At 29.8% G+C, this 18,989-nt stretch carries 19 protein-coding genes; 18 read left to right on the top strand and 1 reads right to left on the bottom strand.

Going from position 1 to position 18,989, the window contains the following annotated elements; all coding sequences use genetic code 11:
* Positions 1–8: 8 nt before the first annotated feature.
* From AC2A4K_RS11625 to AC2A4K_RS11615, 3 genes are all read left to right on the top strand, one after another.
* Positions 9–512: a gamma carbonic anhydrase family protein gene (locus tag AC2A4K_RS11625; protein WP_322502656.1), complete on the top strand. Its 504-nt coding sequence runs from the start codon at positions 9–11 to the stop codon at positions 510–512.
* A gap of 11 nt (positions 513–523) precedes the next feature.
* Positions 524–1,366 carry a CvfB family protein gene (locus tag AC2A4K_RS11620; protein WP_322502655.1) on the top strand — a complete coding sequence of 281 codons (843 nt, stop codon included), beginning with the start codon at positions 524–526 and terminating at the stop codon, positions 1,364–1,366.
* A 197-nt stretch (positions 1,367–1,563) separates the two neighbouring features.
* A complete protein-coding gene (locus AC2A4K_RS11615; protein ID WP_322502654.1) occupies positions 1,564–2,358 on the top strand; it encodes a hypothetical protein in 795 nt (264 codons plus the stop codon).
* 7 nt (positions 2,359–2,365) lie between these two features.
* On the opposite strand, the gene spoVB is transcribed toward AC2A4K_RS11615, so the two are convergent.
* On the bottom strand, positions 2,366–3,895 hold the full coding sequence (spoVB, locus tag AC2A4K_RS11610; RefSeq protein ID WP_322502653.1) for a stage V sporulation protein B: 1,530 nt from the start codon (positions 3,893–3,895) through the stop codon (positions 2,366–2,368).
* A gap of 146 nt (positions 3,896–4,041) precedes the next feature.
* Here spoVB and AC2A4K_RS11605 point away from each other — a divergent pair, with 146 nt between their 5' ends.
* The 15 genes from AC2A4K_RS11605 (at position 4,042) to def (ending at position 18,983) form a co-directional block, all read left to right on the top strand.
* A complete protein-coding gene (locus AC2A4K_RS11605) occupies positions 4,042–5,331 on the top strand; it encodes a PQQ-dependent sugar dehydrogenase family protein (protein WP_322502652.1) in 1,290 nt (429 codons plus the stop codon).
* Positions 5,332–5,454: 123 nt separating this feature from the next.
* On the top strand, positions 5,455–6,057 hold the full coding sequence (locus AC2A4K_RS11600; protein ID WP_322502651.1) for a hypothetical protein: 603 nt from the start codon (positions 5,455–5,457) through the stop codon (positions 6,055–6,057).
* On the top strand, positions 5,957–7,636 hold the full coding sequence (locus AC2A4K_RS11595; RefSeq protein WP_322502650.1) for a B12-binding domain-containing radical SAM protein: 1,680 nt from the start codon (positions 5,957–5,959) through the stop codon (positions 7,634–7,636). The genes AC2A4K_RS11600 and AC2A4K_RS11595 overlap by 101 nt, the downstream gene beginning before the upstream one ends.
* A gap of 252 nt (positions 7,637–7,888) precedes the next feature.
* A complete protein-coding gene (gene ahaH / locus AC2A4K_RS11590; protein ID WP_322502649.1) occupies positions 7,889–8,215 on the top strand; it encodes an ATP synthase archaeal subunit H in 327 nt (108 codons plus the stop codon).
* Positions 8,202–10,151 carry a V-type ATP synthase subunit I gene (locus tag AC2A4K_RS11585; RefSeq protein WP_322502648.1) on the top strand — a complete coding sequence of 650 codons (1,950 nt, stop codon included), beginning with the start codon at positions 8,202–8,204 and terminating at the stop codon, positions 10,149–10,151. Before ahaH ends, AC2A4K_RS11585 begins: the two co-directional genes overlap by 14 nt.
* 55 nt (positions 10,152–10,206) lie before the next feature.
* Complete coding sequence (locus tag AC2A4K_RS11580) at positions 10,207–10,701, top strand: V-type ATP synthase subunit K (protein ID WP_322502647.1); 495 nt, start codon at positions 10,207–10,209, stop codon at positions 10,699–10,701.
* A gap of 31 nt (positions 10,702–10,732) precedes the next feature.
* Positions 10,733–11,329, top strand: a complete 597-nt coding sequence (locus AC2A4K_RS11575) for a V-type ATP synthase subunit E (RefSeq protein WP_322502646.1) — start codon at positions 10,733–10,735, stop codon at positions 11,327–11,329.
* Positions 11,330–11,341: 12 nt separating this feature from the next.
* Positions 11,342–12,349: a V-type ATP synthase subunit C gene (locus AC2A4K_RS11570; RefSeq protein WP_322502645.1), complete on the top strand. Its 1,008-nt coding sequence runs from the start codon at positions 11,342–11,344 to the stop codon at positions 12,347–12,349.
* A complete protein-coding gene (locus AC2A4K_RS11565; RefSeq protein ID WP_003449642.1) occupies positions 12,336–12,653 on the top strand; it encodes a V-type ATP synthase subunit F in 318 nt (105 codons plus the stop codon). The genes AC2A4K_RS11570 and AC2A4K_RS11565 overlap by 14 nt, the downstream gene beginning before the upstream one ends.
* Positions 12,654–12,669: 16 nt before the next feature.
* Positions 12,670–14,445, top strand: coding sequence for a V-type ATP synthase subunit A (locus AC2A4K_RS11560; protein ID WP_322502644.1), 1,776 nt, complete (start codon positions 12,670–12,672; stop codon positions 14,443–14,445).
* Positions 14,438–15,820 (top strand): V-type ATP synthase subunit B, encoded by a 1,383-nt coding sequence (locus AC2A4K_RS11555; RefSeq protein ID WP_322502643.1) that lies wholly within the window; start codon positions 14,438–14,440, stop codon positions 15,818–15,820. Before AC2A4K_RS11560 ends, AC2A4K_RS11555 begins: the two co-directional genes overlap by 8 nt.
* A 2-nt stretch (positions 15,821–15,822) precedes the next feature.
* Positions 15,823–16,467, top strand: coding sequence for a V-type ATP synthase subunit D (locus AC2A4K_RS11550; protein ID WP_003449608.1), 645 nt, complete (start codon positions 15,823–15,825; stop codon positions 16,465–16,467).
* Positions 16,468–16,688: 221 nt separating this feature from the next.
* The gene (locus AC2A4K_RS11545) at positions 16,689–17,255 is read left to right on the top strand and encodes a helix-turn-helix domain-containing protein (protein WP_322502642.1); all 567 of its coding nucleotides are present in this window, start codon (positions 16,689–16,691) and stop codon (positions 17,253–17,255) included.
* A gap of 147 nt (positions 17,256–17,402) precedes the next feature.
* On the top strand, positions 17,403–18,362 hold the full coding sequence (locus AC2A4K_RS11540; RefSeq protein WP_322502641.1) for an MraY family glycosyltransferase: 960 nt from the start codon (positions 17,403–17,405) through the stop codon (positions 18,360–18,362).
* A 153-nt stretch (positions 18,363–18,515) separates the two neighbouring features.
* Complete coding sequence (gene def / locus AC2A4K_RS11535) at positions 18,516–18,983, top strand: peptide deformylase (protein ID WP_322502640.1); 468 nt, start codon at positions 18,516–18,518, stop codon at positions 18,981–18,983.
* Positions 18,984–18,989 lie beyond the last annotated feature (6 nt).

Below are 18,989 nucleotides of genomic sequence, written 5' to 3'. Positions count from 1 at the left end.
GTGATTATATGTTAATTGAAGTTAAAGGAAATAAGCCTAAAATAGGAGAGAAAACCTTTGTAGCACATAGTAGTGACATCATAGGTGATGTTACTATAGGTGAAGATTGTGGGATTTGGTTTGGGGCTGTATTAAGAGGCGATGAAAATTCAATTAAAATAGGAAATGAAACTAGTGTACAAGATAATGCAGTATTTCATGTTGATAAAGAGCATAACATTGAAGTTGGTGATGGTGTTACCATAGGACATGGTGCTATAATACATGGGTGTAAGATAGAAGATGAATGCTTAATAGGCATGGGGGCAATAATATTAAATGGAGCAAAAATAGGGAAAAATACTATGATTGCCGCTGGAACTTTAGTTAGTCAAAACAAAGAGATACCAGAGGGAGTCTTAGTTATGGGAGTTCCAGGCAAGGTTATTAGAGAGCTTACAGATTGTGAAATCGAAAGTATAAAAAATTCAAGAAGAGAATATATAGAGATGAAAAATCTTTATAATAAATAAAGGAGGAGCTTATGATAATAAACGTAGGACAATTTAATAAAATGAAAGTAGTAAGAGAAGCAGAGTTTGGATACTACTTAGATAGAGGAACTAGAAATACTTCTGATGACATATTAATTCCAAGCGGAAATTTAGCAGGACAAGAAATAAAAGTTGGGGATGAAGTTGAAGCTTTTATTTATAGAGATTCTAGAGATAGATTAATAGCTACATTAAAAAAGCCTCTAGCTGTTGTTGGAGATGTTGCTTTATTAGAAGTTAAATCTATTACTAAAATAGGTGCTTTTGTTGATTTTGGTTTAGAAAGAGATATACTTGTTCCAATGAAAGAAAAAAAATATAACATGGAAGAAGGAAAAAAATATCTAGTATATATATATGTTGATAAAACAGGAAGATTAGCAGCAACAACAGATATTGATAAATATTTAGACGAAATAGAGGAACCTAAACTGGGAACAGAAGTTTCAGGAGTAGTATATGGATATCAAACTAATGATTCTTTAAGAGTTGCAATAGATAACAAATATAGAGGAGTAGTGCTTAAAAACGAATACTTCACAAATATTAAACCAGGAGATACTATAAAAGGTAAAATAATAAAGGTTTACGAAGATGGAATAGTTGGGTTATCTTTAAGAAATCATAAACTTAAGGAGAGAAACGAATTAGGAGATACTATATTAGAGTATTTAAAGGAACATGGCGGAGTTATGAGCTTAAATGATAAGAGTACTCCAGATGAAATAAGAAATACTTTTAAAACTTCTAAAAACTATTTCAAAATGGCCTTAGGTGGATTAATGAAAAAAGGCTTAATAGAACAAGATGAATTTGGAACTAGATTAAAATAGTTTAAATAGCTATATCAAGAATTTTCTTGATATAGTTATTTTTTTAGGCTTTTTTAGGTGAATGTTGAGTTTTGTAGTATATTTAATATTTTAAGAATTGAAAAAAACAATCTGTATTTAAAAGAAAAGTTTATGTTTAAATATTAAGTATAAAAAAATATTTTTTGGAGATTTTATTGGTATAGGTGGTGAATTTTATGAAAAATAGGAAAAAAATAAAAATGATACTCCTTATGTTTCTTATGATTTTGCTATTTAGTAGCAATACTAATGTATTCGCAAAAGAAAATCCAAATACCATAGAGTTTTTAGGTTATGAAGAGGAAATAATAGTTTTAAAAAGTCCTTGTGAAACTGTTGTTATAAGTGAGGGAAATAATATAGAGAGTATCTTAGAAGGAGTCAATAAAGAAAATTTAGGCGAAATTGATTTATTGGTTTTAAACTCTTTTAAAGAGGAAAGCAATGAGTTTATTGAAGAGGCAATAAATAATAGTAATATAAAAAAGATACTTATTCCTACTTTGGGAGGATTAAATGAAGAAACTAAAAGTCTTATGAAAAGCAAGAATATAGAAATAACATCTATGGAAGAGGGATTTAATTATAATAAAGAAAGTATTTCTCTAAATGCAAAAAGAGTAGATAATTCTAATGAAGGTATGATTTTTGCTACTGTAGATAATATTAAAATAGCAGTTTTGTCTAAGGAATCTTATGATAAAGCTTTAGAGTTAAGTAAAATAGAAGATTGTAGAGTAGAAATTTTAAATTTAAATGATGGAGAAGAAAAGAAAAAGGAAATAAAGAAATTAGTAAAGAACCTAAATCCTTTAGTAATAATAGAAAATTCAGAGAATAATGAATTTATAAAGAAAATGGGAGTTAAGCATTTTAATTTAAATGAAGAAAAAGGAATAAAAATAATGCGAGTTCTTGGTGAAACTAAAGAATTTGAAATTTTGTCAAGAAAGGAAGGCTATACTAAATAGTATAGCCTTATCTACTTTTTATAGAAATTCTTTTTAAATTTGATGAAAATTTATCTTTAATAATTAAAAGTATGAATACAGAGACTGCGATTAAGGTAATAACTAAAACTTGAACTCTAAAGTCAACGAAAGAAAGTTTTAGTGAAAGTGGACTTAAGCATATATAAGTTAAAATTCCAACTAATATATATATAAAACAATTAGATATGGATAAACCTATATCTATGTTTTTATATATTTCATAAAGGTTTAGGCATAGAGATAATGATGAAACAAAAAGCATAGTTATTGCATAACCATATATATTTATAGATGGTATAGCTGTTAAAAAGAATAATAAAGTAACTTCTAATAATTCTGTTATTATAGTATTTCTTAAAATTACATTTTGTTTTCCTAAACCATTTAATATTCCATACATAGTGTTAGAAGTAAATACTATTGGCATCATTAATGAAGTTACTCTTATATATTCTCCTAAATCATCTCTTCCAAAGAATACTTTTCCTAATGAATCTGGAACACATAAACCTACAACAGCAGTACAAATACCAATTAAAAATGCTATTTTAATTACATCTCTAATTCTTTTGGCCGCAGAAATATAATTCCTTTTACTTAAAGTCTGTGATAAATCTGGTATTAACATTGTATTTATAGAAGAAACTATTATTATAGGAAAGGTTACTATGGACATAGCCATAGAGGAGTATTTTCCTATAAGTGATAATGCCTGAGAATAAGTAAAACCAGCAACAATAAGTCTTTTAGGAACTAAAAGTGTTGATATAACGCTAAATATGCTCATTAAAAAACCGTTTAAACATAGAGGAACTGATGTTACTAAAACATCAAATAATAATTGAGCACGGCTTTCTCCCTTAGTATTTCTTTTAGGTGTTTTTCCTATCATATATTTAAAATAACCAAATAAAAGTATTAAACTTTGGAGTTCTCCCAAACATAGGGCTAAATAAGCTAAGGTAACTAAAGTTTCTAAAGTTTGAGCCTTAAAGATAAAAATTAGTACTGCTAATACAAGTATACGAAGAGATTTTTCTAAAATATCTATAAAAGATGGAACTGTAATTTTAGATGTTCCGTAAAAGAATCCCTTTAATATGTTTGAAAGAGATATAAAAATCATAGCTGGACAAGTTACCATTATAGCTTTTATTATTCTAGGATCTTTAGCCCAAAAGTTACCTATTATAGGTGATATGAAAAAAACAAATATACCTATTATAAAACACCAAATAAAGTTAAAAATAGCTACGACTTTCATAGTACGAATTATGTTATTATAATCGTCTTTGGCTGAATATACAGCTGTTATTTTGGAAATTGATGCAATTATACCAGCAGTCATGATGGATATAAATAGATTATAAATCGGCATTATAATTCCATATAGACCCATTCCTTCGGGGCCTAGGACTTTTGATAAGTACATTGAGAATATAAAGCCTAATAAACCTGTTGTTAAATTTGAAGCTGTCAGCATAAAAGAATTTTTATAAAAATCATCTTTACCCAATGAATCACCGCCTTATTTAAAAGTTCAATAATAATGAATATTCACAACTTATGTTAAATATTCATTATATAGGAGGTAATTGTGATTAATTGCTTTTGATTTTCTTAATAGTGAAAATTTATTATTGAGGCTGATTAGGAGGAAAGATGAAGAATATTATAAAGATTATAGGGTTAATTTTAATTAGTGCACTATTATCAAGTGGAATATGTTTTTTTACTAATAAGGATGGAAAATATTTAGAGAGTGAAGATTTTAGTGAAGAATTAATTTTAAAGGGGCTAGATGGTGCAAAAGCTTTATGTAATGATGAAGAGGAAATTTATGTAGCAGTAAAGAATAATATTTTTAAAATAGATAAAAACAATAATGTATTTTTAGAGACAAAGGAAGAAAGCAATATATATGATTTAGAGTATTATGATGGAAAGTTATATTACACCTTAGATGAAAAGTTAATATCTTATGACTTAAATAACTTAAGTAAAGAAATTTTAATTGAAGAAATTCCTAATAAGGGGCTAAATAAAGAAAACACCATGATTTTGATAAAGGAAGGAAAACTTTATTTGAGTATAGGATCAGCTACAAATTCAGGAATTGTAGCTGAGGAGGGAGAAGCCTATGATATACCTCCAGTAGATACTATTTTAAATGGAAGAAATTATGATGAAAATAAAAAAGGAGCTTTTGTGCCATACAATACTAAAACACAAAAGGGAGAAGTAGTAAAAGGAAACATAGTAGGAAATGGAGCAATTATAGAGGTTGATATAAAGAATAATGAGAAAAAGCTATATTCTTATGGAATAAGAAATGTTAAGGGAATTGATTTAAACAGTTCAGGAGAAATTTTTGCAATAGTTGGAGGAATTGAGGAAAAAGGATATAGACCTTTAAATGGTGATAATGACTATATATATAAAATAGAAGGAAAAGGTACTTGGTATGGATGGCCAGATTATAGTGGAGGAGATCCTGTTAACTCTCCAAGGTTTAGAGAAGAAGGAAAACCTATAATTAATTTTATAACAGATGAACATAGAAGTTATATAATGCCAAAACCTATATATCAAACTGAAAATGTTGGAGAGATTAATGCCTTGTTAATAGATAGAGAGGGAATAATATTAGAAGAAAATGCCTTTTTGTTTTTTAATCACGAAAAAAATACTCTTTCAAGGTTTCTTAAGGCGGGAGAAGTTAAAGATATCATAAGCTTAGAAGAAAATGCCTATATAAATGATATGAAGATAATTCAGGATAATCTCTATATATTAGATGGAAATAAAGGTGTACTTTTTAAATTACAAAAAAATATAGATGGTAATAATATACCTATTTATAATTACTTATTAATATTAAGTATAAATTTAATATTAATTATTGTACTTATTGTCAAATTTACTATGTCTATAAAGAAAAATAAGAATTAAACTTTTAGGATTATATAAATTTATTAAGAGATAATAAGAGTAATTTTTTCTAATTAAAGATAGAAAGAATTACTCTTTAAATGTATAATAGAAATTGAAATGGAATAAAATGGGAGTGATTTTATGGTAAGAGAAGTTATATTGGATATGGGTAACATAAATTTTAAAGGTAACACCTTAGATGTTGGTATAAATAATTATGGAATCATTTATAATATTTTAAAGCAAACAGAGAATGAGATAAGTGTAGATTATTATATTGAGAATTTTGATGATGAGTATAGGAATCAATATGATAACGGTGTTTTATTTTTTTCACTAAGCCAATTAGATAAAAATGAAATTGAAAATGTTATAAAAAATATATGGAGTAATGTAAGGTTTGGAGGGAATATTTATATATGGGATAGAGAAAAACAGAGAAGGGAAACAGTAAATGATAAGATTAAAGTTTTAATGCCAAAGGAAAAAGAGAAGGAAATTGAATTTATAGACAATAGTATTTCAAATGAGTTTACAGTGGATAGTTCAAAAAAAGTACTTGAAAAATATTTTGAAATACAGGAAACTAAAGTTTGTGATAAAATAATATTTATTAAAGGAATAAAGAGAGGAAGTATAAAGAATGAAGATACTGCTAACAGCAATAAATTCCAAGTACATTCACAGCAATCTAGCAGTGAGGTATCTGAAGACATTTACAAAGGATTTAGATTTCCAAGGTGATATAAAAGAGTTTTCAATCAATGATAGAGTTGAGAATATTTTAGAAGGTATTATTGAGGAGAAACCAGATGTTGTGGCTTTCTCCTGTTACATATGGAATATGGAGTTCGTAAACAGACTAGCCGAACTTATAAAGCTTGTAGATCCTAAAATAGAAATACTTTATGGTGGACCAGAAGTTTCTTATGAGGGAAAAGAGTTTTTAGAAAACCATCCAGGAGAATATGTAATAGTTGGAGAGGGAGAAAAGACTTTTAGAGAGTTTGTCCTTTATAAGCTTGGAGAAGGAAAAATAGAAGATATAAGAGGATTAAACTATAAGAAGGATGGAAAAGTTTTTGAAAATCCAATTAGGCCTGAAATGGATATGAATGAATTAGTATTTCCTTATACTTATGAAGAGGATATAAATAATAAAATTGTTTATTATGAAGCTTCAAGAGGATGCCCATTTAAATGTAAATATTGTCTTTCTTCTGTAATGCATGGAGTTAGATTTTTAGATGTAGAGAGAGTAAAAGAAGAACTTAAATACTTTATGGAAAGAGGAATAAAGTTAGTTAAGTTTGTTGATAGAACTTTTAACTGTAATAAAAAATATACAGTTGAACTTCTTAAATACTTAAGTGAGCAAGATACAGAAACAAGATTCCATTTTGAAGTTGCAGCGGACCTTTTAACAGATGAGCAAATAGAAATTTTAAATAATTCTCCAAAGGGAAGATTCCAATTAGAGGTAGGAGTACAAACTACTAATAATGAAGTTTTACATAATATAAATAGATATATCACATATGAAAACATAAAGGAGAAAGTTTTAAAAGTTGCTGAAGGAAAAAATGTAATGCAACATCTAGACTTAATTGCAGGGCTACCAGGAGAAGACTTAGAATCATTTAAAAAGTCTTTTAATGATGTTCATGCCATAAGACCAGATGAAATTCAATTAGGCTTCCTAAAGTTGTTAAAAGGTTCATCAATGAGAGAGGAAGCAGAAAAGTGGGGAATAGTTTATTCACCATATGCGCCATATGAAATAATAAGAAGTAGTGATATAAGTTATGATGAACTTCTATTATTAAAGAAAGTTGAAGCTATGGTTGATAAATATTATAACTCATGCAAATTTAATAATGTAATTAAATTCTTCTTAGATATATATGAGAAGCCTTTTGATTTTTATTATGATTTAGCTATGTTCTTTGAAGAGAAGGGTAATTTCAAGAGAAGTATAGGAAATGTTGAATATTATAAGATATTATTAGATTTTTACATTGAGAAGCTAAAAGGGAAGGATGAGAGTCTTTTAAAGGAAGTTTTAAAATTCGATTATTTGTGCTTTAATAAAAAGAGATGGTTACCAGATTTCCTTGTTAGAACAATTACTAAGGAAGATGAGCAAAAAATAAAGGATAGTTTTGATAGACAAATGCCATTTAAAAAAGCTCATATAGAAAAATTTGAATTAGATATAATTAATTACTTAAAAAATGGGGAAATTAAATCTGAACCAAGATATCTTATATTTGATGAAATGAATTTTGATTATGATTCATACATAGAAGTAGAAAATCAATAAATATATTAGTCGTATTAATAAATCCCTAAATATATTAATACGACTTTTTTACAAATGTAAATAAAGTTAATTTTTTATTCAAAAAAATATAATGTAGATTTTTGAATAAAAACCTATGAAAATGTATACAGGAGTAAAATTATGTTGAATTAAGTTGAATTTCATGTATAATTAGTAGTAAGGGTTAATTAATACTATATAAAGTATTAATATATATTTTATAAAAATTCCTTATATAAAGGTGGTGAAACTTTGGCAATAGAAGCAATAAAAGAAATTAAAAAAGTTGAAATGCAAGCTGATGAAATGATTAAAAAAGCTCATGAGCAAAGCAAGAAAATAATTTCAGATGCAACAATCCAAGCTGACGAAAGACATAACTCCATCATAGAAGAGGCTAGAAATGTTGCAAGAGAAATTATTGGCAATGCAGAAAATGCCGGAAGAAAAGAGGCCGAGGTCATACTTTCAGAAGGTAAAAAACAATGTGCTGATGTGTCAAATCTTACTGGTTCTAAGATTGATTCAGCAGTAAATTTAGTTATTGAGAGGATTGTGAAAACTAATGGCAATAGTTAAGATGAATAAATTCACCTTACTTGCCTTTGAATCAGAGAAAGAGAAGCTTCTTAAAAAAGTTCAAAGTTCTTCAGAGGTTGAATTCATAAACCTACAAGATGAAGAAAAAGTGGAAAGCAACGAAGTTTTTGAATCTCTTAGCAAGGATGATTTAGATTCTGAAACAGCCCTTATAGAAGAAAATGTTTCAAAAACAAGATCAGCTTTAGACTTCTTAAGAGAGTTTGTTGCTGAAGTTGGAGGACTTAAAGCTTTAAAAGCTGGTAAAGAAAGCTTAACTTTGGATGAGCTAGAAGCGAAGGTTGAAAATAGCAACTGGGAAGTCGTTTATTCAGAGGTTAAGAAGATGGAGAGAGAGCTTGCTACTCTAGAAAACGAAAAGACAAAACTTTTAGGTGAAATAGAAATCTTAGAGCCATGGCAAAGTTTCGATGCTCCACTAGGTGAATTAAATAATTTTGAAAAAGTAGTTGTATTCTTAGGAGTTATTTCAAGTCAAAATCTTGAAAATATGAAGAATGAAATTGAAAGCGAATTCAAGGAAAGTTATATAGAAGTTATTTCTAACACTGACCAAGATTCATATGTCTTTGTAATGACAATGAAAGAAAGAGCTGAACAAATAGATGAAGTTTTAAAGAACTTCGGTTTTTCAGCATTCCAAACTAAGTATAAAGAGAAAGCTTCAGTTCTTGTTGAAGAGTTTAAATTACAAATAAAAGAAATAGAAGCTAAAAAAGCAGACTTAAGAGGAGTACTTTCAAATTACAGAGAAGAAAAAAGAACTCTAGAATTAGCTTATGAATATTATAGCAACATACTTATTAGAAAAGAAGCAAGTGAAAACTTCTTAAAAACTGATAGAGTAGTTGTTATTCAAGGGTGGGTTCCAAAAGATGAAAACTTTTCTCTAGAGGAAATCATAAAGAGTTCAGTAGGAGATATGTATTATCTTGAGTTTGAAGAAGTTAAAGATGAAGAAATCGCAGATGTTCCAGTTAAATTACATAACAAGGGTCCAGCATCAGCCTTTGATTCGATAACTGAAATGTATAGCTTACCAAGATACAATGAAATAGACCCTACACCACTTTTAACACCTTTCTATCTAGTATTCTTTGGTATGATGGTTGCAGACTTAGGATACGGACTAATATTATTTGCAGGTTCATTATTAGCTATGAAATTACTTAACTTAGATGAATCTCAAGAAAAATTTGCTAAATTCTTTATGTATTTAAGTATAGCTACAACAGTAGCTGGAGCAATATTTGGTACTGCATTTGGATTTGAACTACCATTTGGACTTATAAATCCAAGTAAAGATACAAATCTATTATTGATGTTATCTGTTGGATTTGGGGTTATACAAATATTCTTTGGATTATTTATAAAAGCATATATGTTAATAAGAAATGGAGAATATTTATATGCTCTATTTGACGTAGGATCATGGGTAATGCTTTTAATAGGTCTTCCAATGATATTCTTCGGTGGAACTGTAGGTTTAATAGGTAAGATATTAGCTATAGTTGGTTCAATAATAATAATATTAACACAAGGTAGAGATGAAGAAACAAAAGGTGCTAAAATAGGTCAAGGTTTATATGCCTTATACGGTGTAACAGGATACGTAGGAGACTTAGTATCATATACAAGACTTATGGCATTAGGTATTGCAGGTGGATCAATAGCAGCTGCACTTAACTTAATAATAGGTATGTTCCCAGGAATAGCGATTATAATAATAGGACCTCTATTCTTTATAGCGGCTCATACATTTAATATGCTTTTATCATTACTAGGAGCATATGTTCATACAGCGAGATTACAGTACGTTGAGTACTTCTCAAAATTCTATGAAGGTGGTGGAAAAGCATTCACACCATTTAGAACAATAAATAAATTTATAACAATAAAAAAAAGAAATAAATAAATAATAGTTAAAATTAAATTAAAATAACATTATATTTTTCAGGAGGAATTAAATTATGGAAAACTGGATTTCATATTTTATGGCAAATTACGGAGGATTAATATTTGGAGCTTTAGGTATAGCCTTAGCTGTAGGTATGTCAGGTGTAGGATCAGCAAAAGGTGTTGGTATAGTTGGGGAAGCGGCAGCAGGATTAGTAACTGAAGAGCCAGAAAAGTTTGGTAAAGCGTTAGTTCTTGAATTATTACCAGGTACACAAGGTCTTTATGGATTCGTTATAGGTTTCTTAGTATTTAACCAAATCAGTAATGGTGATGCATCATTAGCTAAAGGATTATACTTATTATTTGCATGTTTACCAATAGCAATCGCTGGATTATGGTCAGGTATAGCTCAAGGTAAAGCAGCTGCAGCTGGTATCCAAATCTTAGCAAAGAGACCAGAGCACAATACTAAAGGTATCATATTCGCAGCAATGGTTGAAACATATGCATTATTAGGATTCGTTATATCATTCTTATTAGTAAATGGCGCAAGCGTAATAAAATAATTAGTAAGCAAAGATTGGAGAAGTGAAGGGAATGTCAAATTTAAATAATTTAACTTCCAAGATTCTAAATGATGCTGAAGAAAAGAAAAACTATATATTAGCTGACGCTGAAGCACAAAAAGATAGAATAATATCTAAGAAAATAAATAGAGCAGAAGCAGATAAAGAAGAAATAATAAATAAGGCTAATGTAGAAGCAGAAGTTAAAAAAGCAAGAATAATTTCAAATGCTAAATTATCAGTAAGAAATGATATGTTAAGAGCTAAGCAAAATGTTATATCAGAAATATTTAACAAAGCTATAGAAAAATTACAAAATCTTTCTAATGGAGATTATAAATATTATGTTATCTCAACTTTAGATTCTTTAGAGTTAGAGGGAACAGAAGTTATTATAATCAATGAAAAAGATAAAGATATATTTAGCAATGAGTTCTTGGAAGCATTAAATAAAGAACTTGAATCTAAAGGAAAAAAAGGAAGTATTACATTAAATATGGAAGGCAAATTTAATGGTGGCTTCATATTAGATAGAAATGGAATACAAATAAATAATACCTTTGAAGCTTTAATTAACTCTTTAAGAGGAGAGTTAGAGTTTGAGGTGAATAAAGTATTATTTGATTAAGGAGGATGAAGAATGGATTCAATGCAATTTTTGCAATTAATTCCTAGAATCAGAGTATACGAAAAGAAACTCCTTGATAAAGCTCAAATAGAAAGAATGATAGATGCAAACACTTCAGAAGGTGCATTAAAAGTTCTACAAGAAACAGAGTATGCAGCATTTATGAATGAAGTAAGAAGACCAGAGGATTATGAAATACTTTTATCAAATGAACTAGTTAAATTATATAAAACTATGTATGAGGCTAGTCCTTTAAAGGAAATCATAGACGTTATGGCTTTAAAATATGACTATCATAACATAAAAGTTTTAGTTAAGGGGAAAATCTTAGATAAAGATTTTTCCCAAATGCTAATACCAGTTGGTATGATAGGAGTAAATGATTTAAAATCTGCAATAAACGGAGAAGATTTTGGTAGACTTCCTAAGAAAATGGAAGAGTGCTTAAGAAAAATATTTGAAAAATTTGAGGAAACTCAGGATCCACAAGTTATAGATTTAATCGCAGATAAATACTTATATGCTCATATTCATGAAATTGCAAACAAGAAAAATATAAAAGATAAGGCTTTAGATAGATATCTTAATAACCTTATAGACTTAAATAATGTTAAAACATTATTAAGAACTAAAAAGCAAGATAAAAATGTTAACTTCTTTTTAGATGCTGTAGTACCAGGTGGTAGTATAGATGCAAGTAAGTTTAGAAGTTTATACTTAGATACAATCGAAAATATTCCTAATAACTTAAGTAGTAAGGAATACTCACAAGTATTAAGAGAAGGTATAGCTAGTTACATAGAAACTTCATCAGTTAGTGAATTTGAAAAGCTTATTGATAATCACATAATGAGTATAATGAAGGAAGCTAAAATAGTAACTAAAGGTTTAGAGCCTGTTCTAACATATATGTATGTTAAAGAGAATGAAATTAAGCAAATAAGAACTATCATGGTTGGTAAATTAAACAATATTACTAAGGAAGTAATAAGAGAAAGGCTGCGTGATGGATATGTATAAGAAAATCGGAGTTGTAGGTGATAAAGATTCAGTTTTAGCATTCAAAGCGCTTGGAATAGATGTATTCCCTGTAGTTGAAGATGAAGAAGCTAGAAAAACAATTGATAAGCTTGCAATGACAGGTTATGCAGTAATCTTTGTTACAGAGCACGTAGCTAAGAACATAGAAGAAACTATCGAAAGATATACAAGACAAGTACTTCCTGCTGTAATATTAATTCCAAGCAATCAAGGAACTCTAAATATAGGAAAACAAAGAATATCAGATAACGTTGAAAAAGCAGTTGGCGTTAACATTTTATAGAAAGTAGGTAGATAACTTGAAAACGGGGAAAATTATCAAAGTTTCAGGTCCTTTAGTAGTTGCTGAAGGTATGGATGAAGCTAATGTATATGACGTTGTAAAAGTTGGAGAAAAAGGTCTTATCGGAGAGATCATAGAAATGAGAGGAGATAAGGCCTCAATCCAGGTATATGAAGAAACATCAGGAATTGGACCTGGGGACCCAGTTATAACTACTGGAGAACCACTTTCAGTAGAATTAGGACCAGGACTTATAGAGTCAATGTTCGATGGAATACAAAGACCTCTAGACGCTTTCATGAAGGCAGCGAATTCTGCTTTCTTAACTAAAGGGGTAGAAGTTAAATCTTTAAATAGAGAGAAAAAATGGCCTTTCGTACCAACTGTTAAGGTAGGAGAGAAGGTTTCAGCTGGAGACGTAATAGGAACAGTTCAAGAAACTGCTGTTGTTATTCATAGAATAATGGTTCCTTATGGAGTTGAAGGTACAATAAAAGAAATAAAAGCTGGAGATTTCAATGTAGAAGAAGTTGTTGCTGTAGTAGAAACTGAAAAAGGTGACAAGAACTTAACAATGATGCAAAAATGGCCTGTAAGAAAAGGTAGACCATATGCAAGAAAATTAAACCCAGTTGAGCCAATGACTACAGGACAAAGAGTTATAGATACTTTCTTCCCTGTAGCTAAAGGTGGAGCTGCTGCCGTTCCAGGACCTTTCGGAGCTGGTAAAACAGTTGTTCAGCACCAAGTTGCTAAGTGGGGAGATACTGAGATAGTTGTTTACGTTGGATGTGGAGAGCGTGGTAATGAGATGACAGACGTTCTTAACGAGTTCCCAGAACTTAAAGATCCTAAAACTGGGGAAAGCTTAATGAAGAGAACAGTTCTTATAGCTAATACATCTAACATGCCGGTTGCTGCCAGAGAAGCATCAATCTATACTGGTATAACAATAGCAGAGTATTTCAGAGATATGGGATACTCAGTATCAATCATGGCTGACTCAACTTCACGTTGGGCAGAGGCTTTAAGAGAGATGTCAGGAAGACTTGAAGAGATGCCTGGAGACGAAGGTTACCCAGCATACTTAGGATCAAGACTTGCTGATTACTATGAAAGAGCTGGTAAGGTTGTAGCTTTAGGTAAAGATGGAAGAGAAGGAGCTGTTACAGCTATCGGAGCAGTATCCCCTCCAGGAGGAGATATATCAGAGCCAGTTACACAATCAACTTTAAGAATAGTTAAAGTTTTCTGGGGACTAGATGCTCAATTAGCATATAAGAGACATTTCCCATCAATTAACTGGTTAACATCATACTCATTATACTTAGAAAAAATGGGTGAGTGGATGGATAAGAACGTAGCAGATGACTGGTCAGGATTAAGAACAGAAGCTATGGCACTTCTTCAAGAAGAAGCAAACTTAGAAGAAATAGTAAGACTTGTTGGTATGGATGCACTTTCAGAAGGTGATAGATTAAAACTTGAAGTTGCTAAGTCAATAAGAGAAGACTATTTACAACAAAATGCATTCCATGAGAATGACACATACACTTCATTAAATAAACAACACAAAATGTTAAACTTAATATTAAGTTTCAGACATGAAGCTGAAAAAGCTTTAGAAGCTGGTGTTTATTTAGATAAAGTATTAAAACTTCCTGTTAGAGATAAAATTGCAAGAAGTAAATATATTTCAGAAGAAGAAATAAGTAAGATGGATGATATCTTAGTTGAATTAAAGTCAGAGATGAACAAGTTAATCAGCGAGGGAGGTGTTCTAAATGCTTAAAGAATACAAAACAGTTACTGAAGTTGTAGGACCCTTAATGGCTGTTGAAGGCGTAGAAGGTGTTAAATACGATGAGCTAGTTGAAATAGAAATGCAAACTGGTGAGTTAAGAAGAGGTAAAGTTCTTGAAGTTAACGGAGACAAAGCTATGGTTCAGCTTTTCGAAGGCTCAGCAGGAATTAACCTTAAAGATACAAAAGTAAGATTCTTAGGAAGACCACTTGAAATTGGTGTTTCAGAAGATATGTTAGGAAGAGTATTCGATGGTATGGGTAGACCAAAAGATAACGGTCCAAATATAATACCAGAGAAGAGATTAGATATAAACGGAGAAGCTATAAACCCTGTTGCTAGAAATTATCCATCAGAGTTCATTCAAACTGGTATTTCTGCAATAGATGGTCTTAATACTCTAGTTAGAGGACAAAAACTTCCTGTTTTCTCAGGATCAGGTCTTCCACACAAAGAGTTAGCTGCTCAAATCGCAAGACAAGCAAAAGTTTTAAACTCAGATTCTAAGTTCGCAGTTGTATTTGCTGCTATAGGTATTACTTTCGAAGAAGCTGAATTCTTCGTAGATGAGTTCACAAAAACTGGAGCTATAGATAGATCAGTTCTATTCATGAACTTAGCATCAGACCCAGCTATAGAGAGAATAGCTACTCCAAGAATGGCATTAACTACTGCTGAGTACTTAGCATACGAAAAGGGAATGCACGTTCTTGTTATAATGACAGATATAACAAACTACTGTGAGGCTTTAAGAGAAGTTTCTGCAGCTAGAAAAGAGGTTCCAGGAAGAAGAGGATATCCAGGATACCTATACACTGACCTTTCAACATTATATGAAAGAGCAGGAAGATTAGTTGGAAAAGAAGGTTCAATAACTCAAATTCCAATATTAACAATGCCTGAAGATGATAAAACTCACCCAATTCCAGACTTAACTGGATATATCACTGAGGGACAAATAATCCTTTCAAGAGAGCTTTACAAGAAAGGAATAATGCCTCCAATAGATGTTTTACCATCATTATCAAGACTTAAGGATAAAGGTATTGGTAAAGGAAAAACTAGAGAAGATCACGCTGATACAATGAACCAGTTATTCTCAGCATATGCACAAGGTAAGCAAGCAAAAGAACTTGCTGCTATATTAGGAGAATCAGCATTATCAGACGTTGATAAAGCATACGCTAAATTTGCTGAAGCTTTTGAAAATGAATATGTTTCACAAGGTTTTACAACTAACAGAACAATAGAGGAAACTCTAAATCTTGGATGGAAATTACTTAAGATCTTACCTAGAACAGAGCTTAAGAGAATTAGAGATGAATATCTTGAAAAGTATATGCCTGTTGGAGAGGATGAGTAAGAATGGCACAAAGATTAAATGTCAATCCTACTAGAATGGAACTCTCAAAGCTAAAGAAAAGATTAGCAACAGCAACAAGAGGACATAAATTATTAAAAGATAAGCAAGATGAGTTAATGAGACAATTCATAAACCTTATCAAATATAATAATCAATTAAGAGATGAAGTTGAAAAGGAACTAGGAAGTTCCTTAAAAGACTTCGTTATGGCTAGAGCTGTTATGAGTTCAGAGTTCCTAGAGGAAGCTATAGCATACCCTAAAGAAGAGATTGAGGTTGAAGTCGGAAATAAAAACATAATGAGTGTAAATGTGCCTATAATGAACTTCAAAAGAAAGTTAGAAGGTGATGAAGGTAGTATTTATCCTTATGGATTTATGAATACTTCAGCTGAGCTTGATGATGCAATTTCTAAGCTATATGGAATATTACCAAAATTATTAGAACTTGCAGAAGTTGAGAAATCTGGTCAGCTTATGGCAGACGAGATTGAAAAAACAAGAAGAAGAGTTAATGCTCTTGAATATATGACAATTCCTCAATTAAAAGAGACTATCAGATACATCAGAATGAAACTTGATGAAAATGAGAGAAGTGCTTTAACAAGACTTATGAAAGTTAAATCTATGATTGAGCAAAGAGGATAGTTTATATAAATTAATAAAAAAGGCAATCTTATGTTAATAAAACATCAAGATTTGCCTTTTTTCTTTACTATTTTCCAAATAAAATGTATAATCTTATTAAGAAAAAATAGATATTTTAATATAATAAAAATTTTTATAATAGTTTTTTTATTATGTGAATTATCTACAGAATATGGTATAATAAGTAAATAATTACACTTAATACTAAGGGGGGGCTTAAAATGAACAGTGTTATGAATTTAACTACTTTAGAACAAATAAAAGCATATTCAGATCCATATAGACTAAAGATAATAACTTATCTTAGAAATAATCAAGAATCTGCTACTGTAAAAGAAATTGCTGATTTTTTTGGGGAAGTACCAGCAAAAGTTCATTATCATATTAAAAAATTAGAAAAAGCAGGAATTTTGGAACTTGTAAAAACAAAAGAAATAAAGGGTATAATAGCAAAATATTATTATTTAACTGCAGATAGCTTCAATATAGAAGGAAATCAAATTAAAAAAGAAGCTAAGCAAGTATACAAATCTCAAATATTAAATATTCTAAGCGAATATTATGATAGCTCAAAAGAACAAACTATGAAGAGAATAGCCGAGAAAGTTGATACAGGCAATGCAGAGGATGCTGTAGGATTTAATTATAAGAATATATATTTAAATGAGGATGAGTTTAAAGAGATAAATAGAGAAATAAGAGAATTAGTTAAAAGATATGAAAGAAAAGAAGAAGGAAAAATACCTTGTCATGTTTTTTCAGTTTGCTTAAAGCATGAGACAGAGTAATTTTTCTGTAAATGATTAATTTACTTAATTAGGTGATATAATAATAAGTAATAAAAGATTTTTAATTAAAATGTCATCAATATGACTTATTAATCTACTAGAATAATATATGTAAAAAAAATGTTTTTTAATGCAGAGGGAGAAAATATGATTAAGTATTTAATTGTAATGCTTATTCCTTTTATTATAGTATATCTATTAATGCCAAAGTTTATTGACTTTGCTAAGGAAAAAGGTTTTGTTGATAAACCTACAGGAAGAAAAAAACATGATAAATTAACGCCTTTGATAGGTGGGGTTGTTATGTATATAGGATTTTTTGCAACATACCTTTTTGGAATAGATTCTACAAGGCAATTATCAGAAACTTTTACTATATTTATAGCATCTACTCTGGTAATTATAATAGGAGTAATAGACGATTATTATAAAGGAAAAGGCAAAGAGTTTCCAATATACCCTAGGGTTATAATACAAATTTTAGCTGCCACTATGGTTTTTAAAGCTGGAATTGTTTTTAGAGGTATAAGCAATCCATTCACAGGTGAATTTGTCCAATTTTCCACATGGGCTCAATATATTCTTACAATAACATGGATTTTTGGAGTTACAACAGTAATCAACTGGTCTGATGGAATGGATGGATTAGCAGGAAGTATATCTATAATATCAGCTATGACTATGTTCGTCGTTGCTCTTGCAAAGGGACAATTTAATTCTGCATATATGTCAATAACTCTAGTAGGATCAATATTAGCCTTTTTAAGATATAATAGGCATCCAGCACGAGTATTCATGGGAGATTCAGGTGCTAACTTCTTAGGCTTTATTTTAGCTATTATAGCCCTAGAAGGGGCATTTAAACAAGCCACTGTATTATCTATACTAGTACCGGTATTAGCTTTAGGTGTACCTATTTTTGATAATATCTTTGTTATCTTCAGAAGATTTCAATCAGGAAAGCCTGTTTATGAGGCAGATAGAAGCCAAATACATTATAGACTTCAAGAAAAGGGAATGACTGTAAAGCAAATAGTATCATATATATGTATACTGAGTGGATGTTTAAGCTTAGTATCATTGTTAATAGTTATGATAATATTATAGTATTGACTGTCTTTAAAGTATAATAAGTTTAAACTTAGATGCTTTAAAGACAGTCAATAATATTTTATAAGAATATTATATATAATTTACTAGTGAAAATTTTATATTTTTATGATTTAATATACATATAAGAGTGTTGAAAGGAGAAATTAAATGGCTGTTAAAAAAATAGTTCAATTAGGAGATGAAGCTTTAAAAAGAGTTTCAGAGCCTGTTAAAAATGTTAGTGAAGTTAAAGAATTAATTCAAGATTTAAAGGATACATTAGCGACTGTAGAAGGAATAGGTTTAGCTGCACCACAATTAGCAGTTAATAAAAGAGTTGTTTATATAAATTTTCAAGATGGAGAGAATGAATATGTTCTTATAAATCCAGAAGTAATAGGAGTTTCAAAAGAAACTTATGATGATTATGAAGGATGTTTAAGCTATGTAATGCATGAGGGATTAGTTGAAAGACCAAGAGCAGTTAGAATACAAGCTTTAAATGAAAAAGGTGAATTAAAGGTTTATGAAGCTCAAGATCTTCTAGCGAGATGTTTCTTACATGAAATAGATCATCTAGAAGGAATAATGTACGTTGATAGAGCTAAAGAAATGTATGAATTAATAGAAGAATAATTAAAT

Source organism: Clostridium sp. LIBA-8841, assembly GCF_057782475.1.
The sequence above is the reverse complement of the archived record's forward strand: the minus strand, read 5'-3'. Positions and strand labels throughout refer to the sequence as shown.

Excerpts from the sequence above, each read along its gene's own strand:
- AC2A4K_RS11585 (WP_322502648.1), top strand. The coding sequence starts at position 8,202 with ATGGCAATAGTTAAGATGAATAAATTCACCTTACTTGCCTTTGAATCA.
- AC2A4K_RS11595 (WP_322502650.1), top strand. The coding sequence starts at position 5,957 with ATGAAGATACTGCTAACAGCAATAAATTCCAAGTACATTCACAGCAAT.
- AC2A4K_RS11600 (WP_322502651.1), top strand. The coding sequence starts at position 5,455 with ATGGTAAGAGAAGTTATATTGGATATGGGTAACATAAATTTTAAAGGT.
- AC2A4K_RS11555 (WP_322502643.1), top strand. The coding sequence starts at position 14,438 with ATGCTTAAAGAATACAAAACAGTTACTGAAGTTGTAGGACCCTTAATG.
- AC2A4K_RS11575 (WP_322502646.1), top strand. The coding sequence starts at position 10,733 with ATGTCAAATTTAAATAATTTAACTTCCAAGATTCTAAATGATGCTGAA.
- AC2A4K_RS11570 (WP_322502645.1), top strand. The coding sequence starts at position 11,342 with ATGGATTCAATGCAATTTTTGCAATTAATTCCTAGAATCAGAGTATAC.
- def (WP_322502640.1), top strand. The coding sequence starts at position 18,516 with ATGGCTGTTAAAAAAATAGTTCAATTAGGAGATGAAGCTTTAAAAAGA.
- AC2A4K_RS11540 (WP_322502641.1), top strand. The coding sequence starts at position 17,403 with ATGATTAAGTATTTAATTGTAATGCTTATTCCTTTTATTATAGTATAT.
- AC2A4K_RS11580 (WP_322502647.1), top strand. The coding sequence starts at position 10,207 with ATGGAAAACTGGATTTCATATTTTATGGCAAATTACGGAGGATTAATA.
- AC2A4K_RS11545 (WP_322502642.1), top strand. The coding sequence starts at position 16,689 with ATGAACAGTGTTATGAATTTAACTACTTTAGAACAAATAAAAGCATAT.
- AC2A4K_RS11615 (WP_322502654.1), top strand. The coding sequence starts at position 1,564 with ATGAAAAATAGGAAAAAAATAAAAATGATACTCCTTATGTTTCTTATG.
- AC2A4K_RS11620 (WP_322502655.1), top strand. The coding sequence starts at position 524 with ATGATAATAAACGTAGGACAATTTAATAAAATGAAAGTAGTAAGAGAA.
- AC2A4K_RS11605 (WP_322502652.1), top strand. The coding sequence starts at position 4,042 with ATGAAGAATATTATAAAGATTATAGGGTTAATTTTAATTAGTGCACTA.
- AC2A4K_RS11565 (WP_003449642.1), top strand. The coding sequence starts at position 12,336 with ATGGATATGTATAAGAAAATCGGAGTTGTAGGTGATAAAGATTCAGTT.
- AC2A4K_RS11625 (WP_322502656.1), top strand. The coding sequence starts at position 9 with ATGTTAATTGAAGTTAAAGGAAATAAGCCTAAAATAGGAGAGAAAACC.
- AC2A4K_RS11550 (WP_003449608.1), top strand. The coding sequence starts at position 15,823 with ATGGCACAAAGATTAAATGTCAATCCTACTAGAATGGAACTCTCAAAG.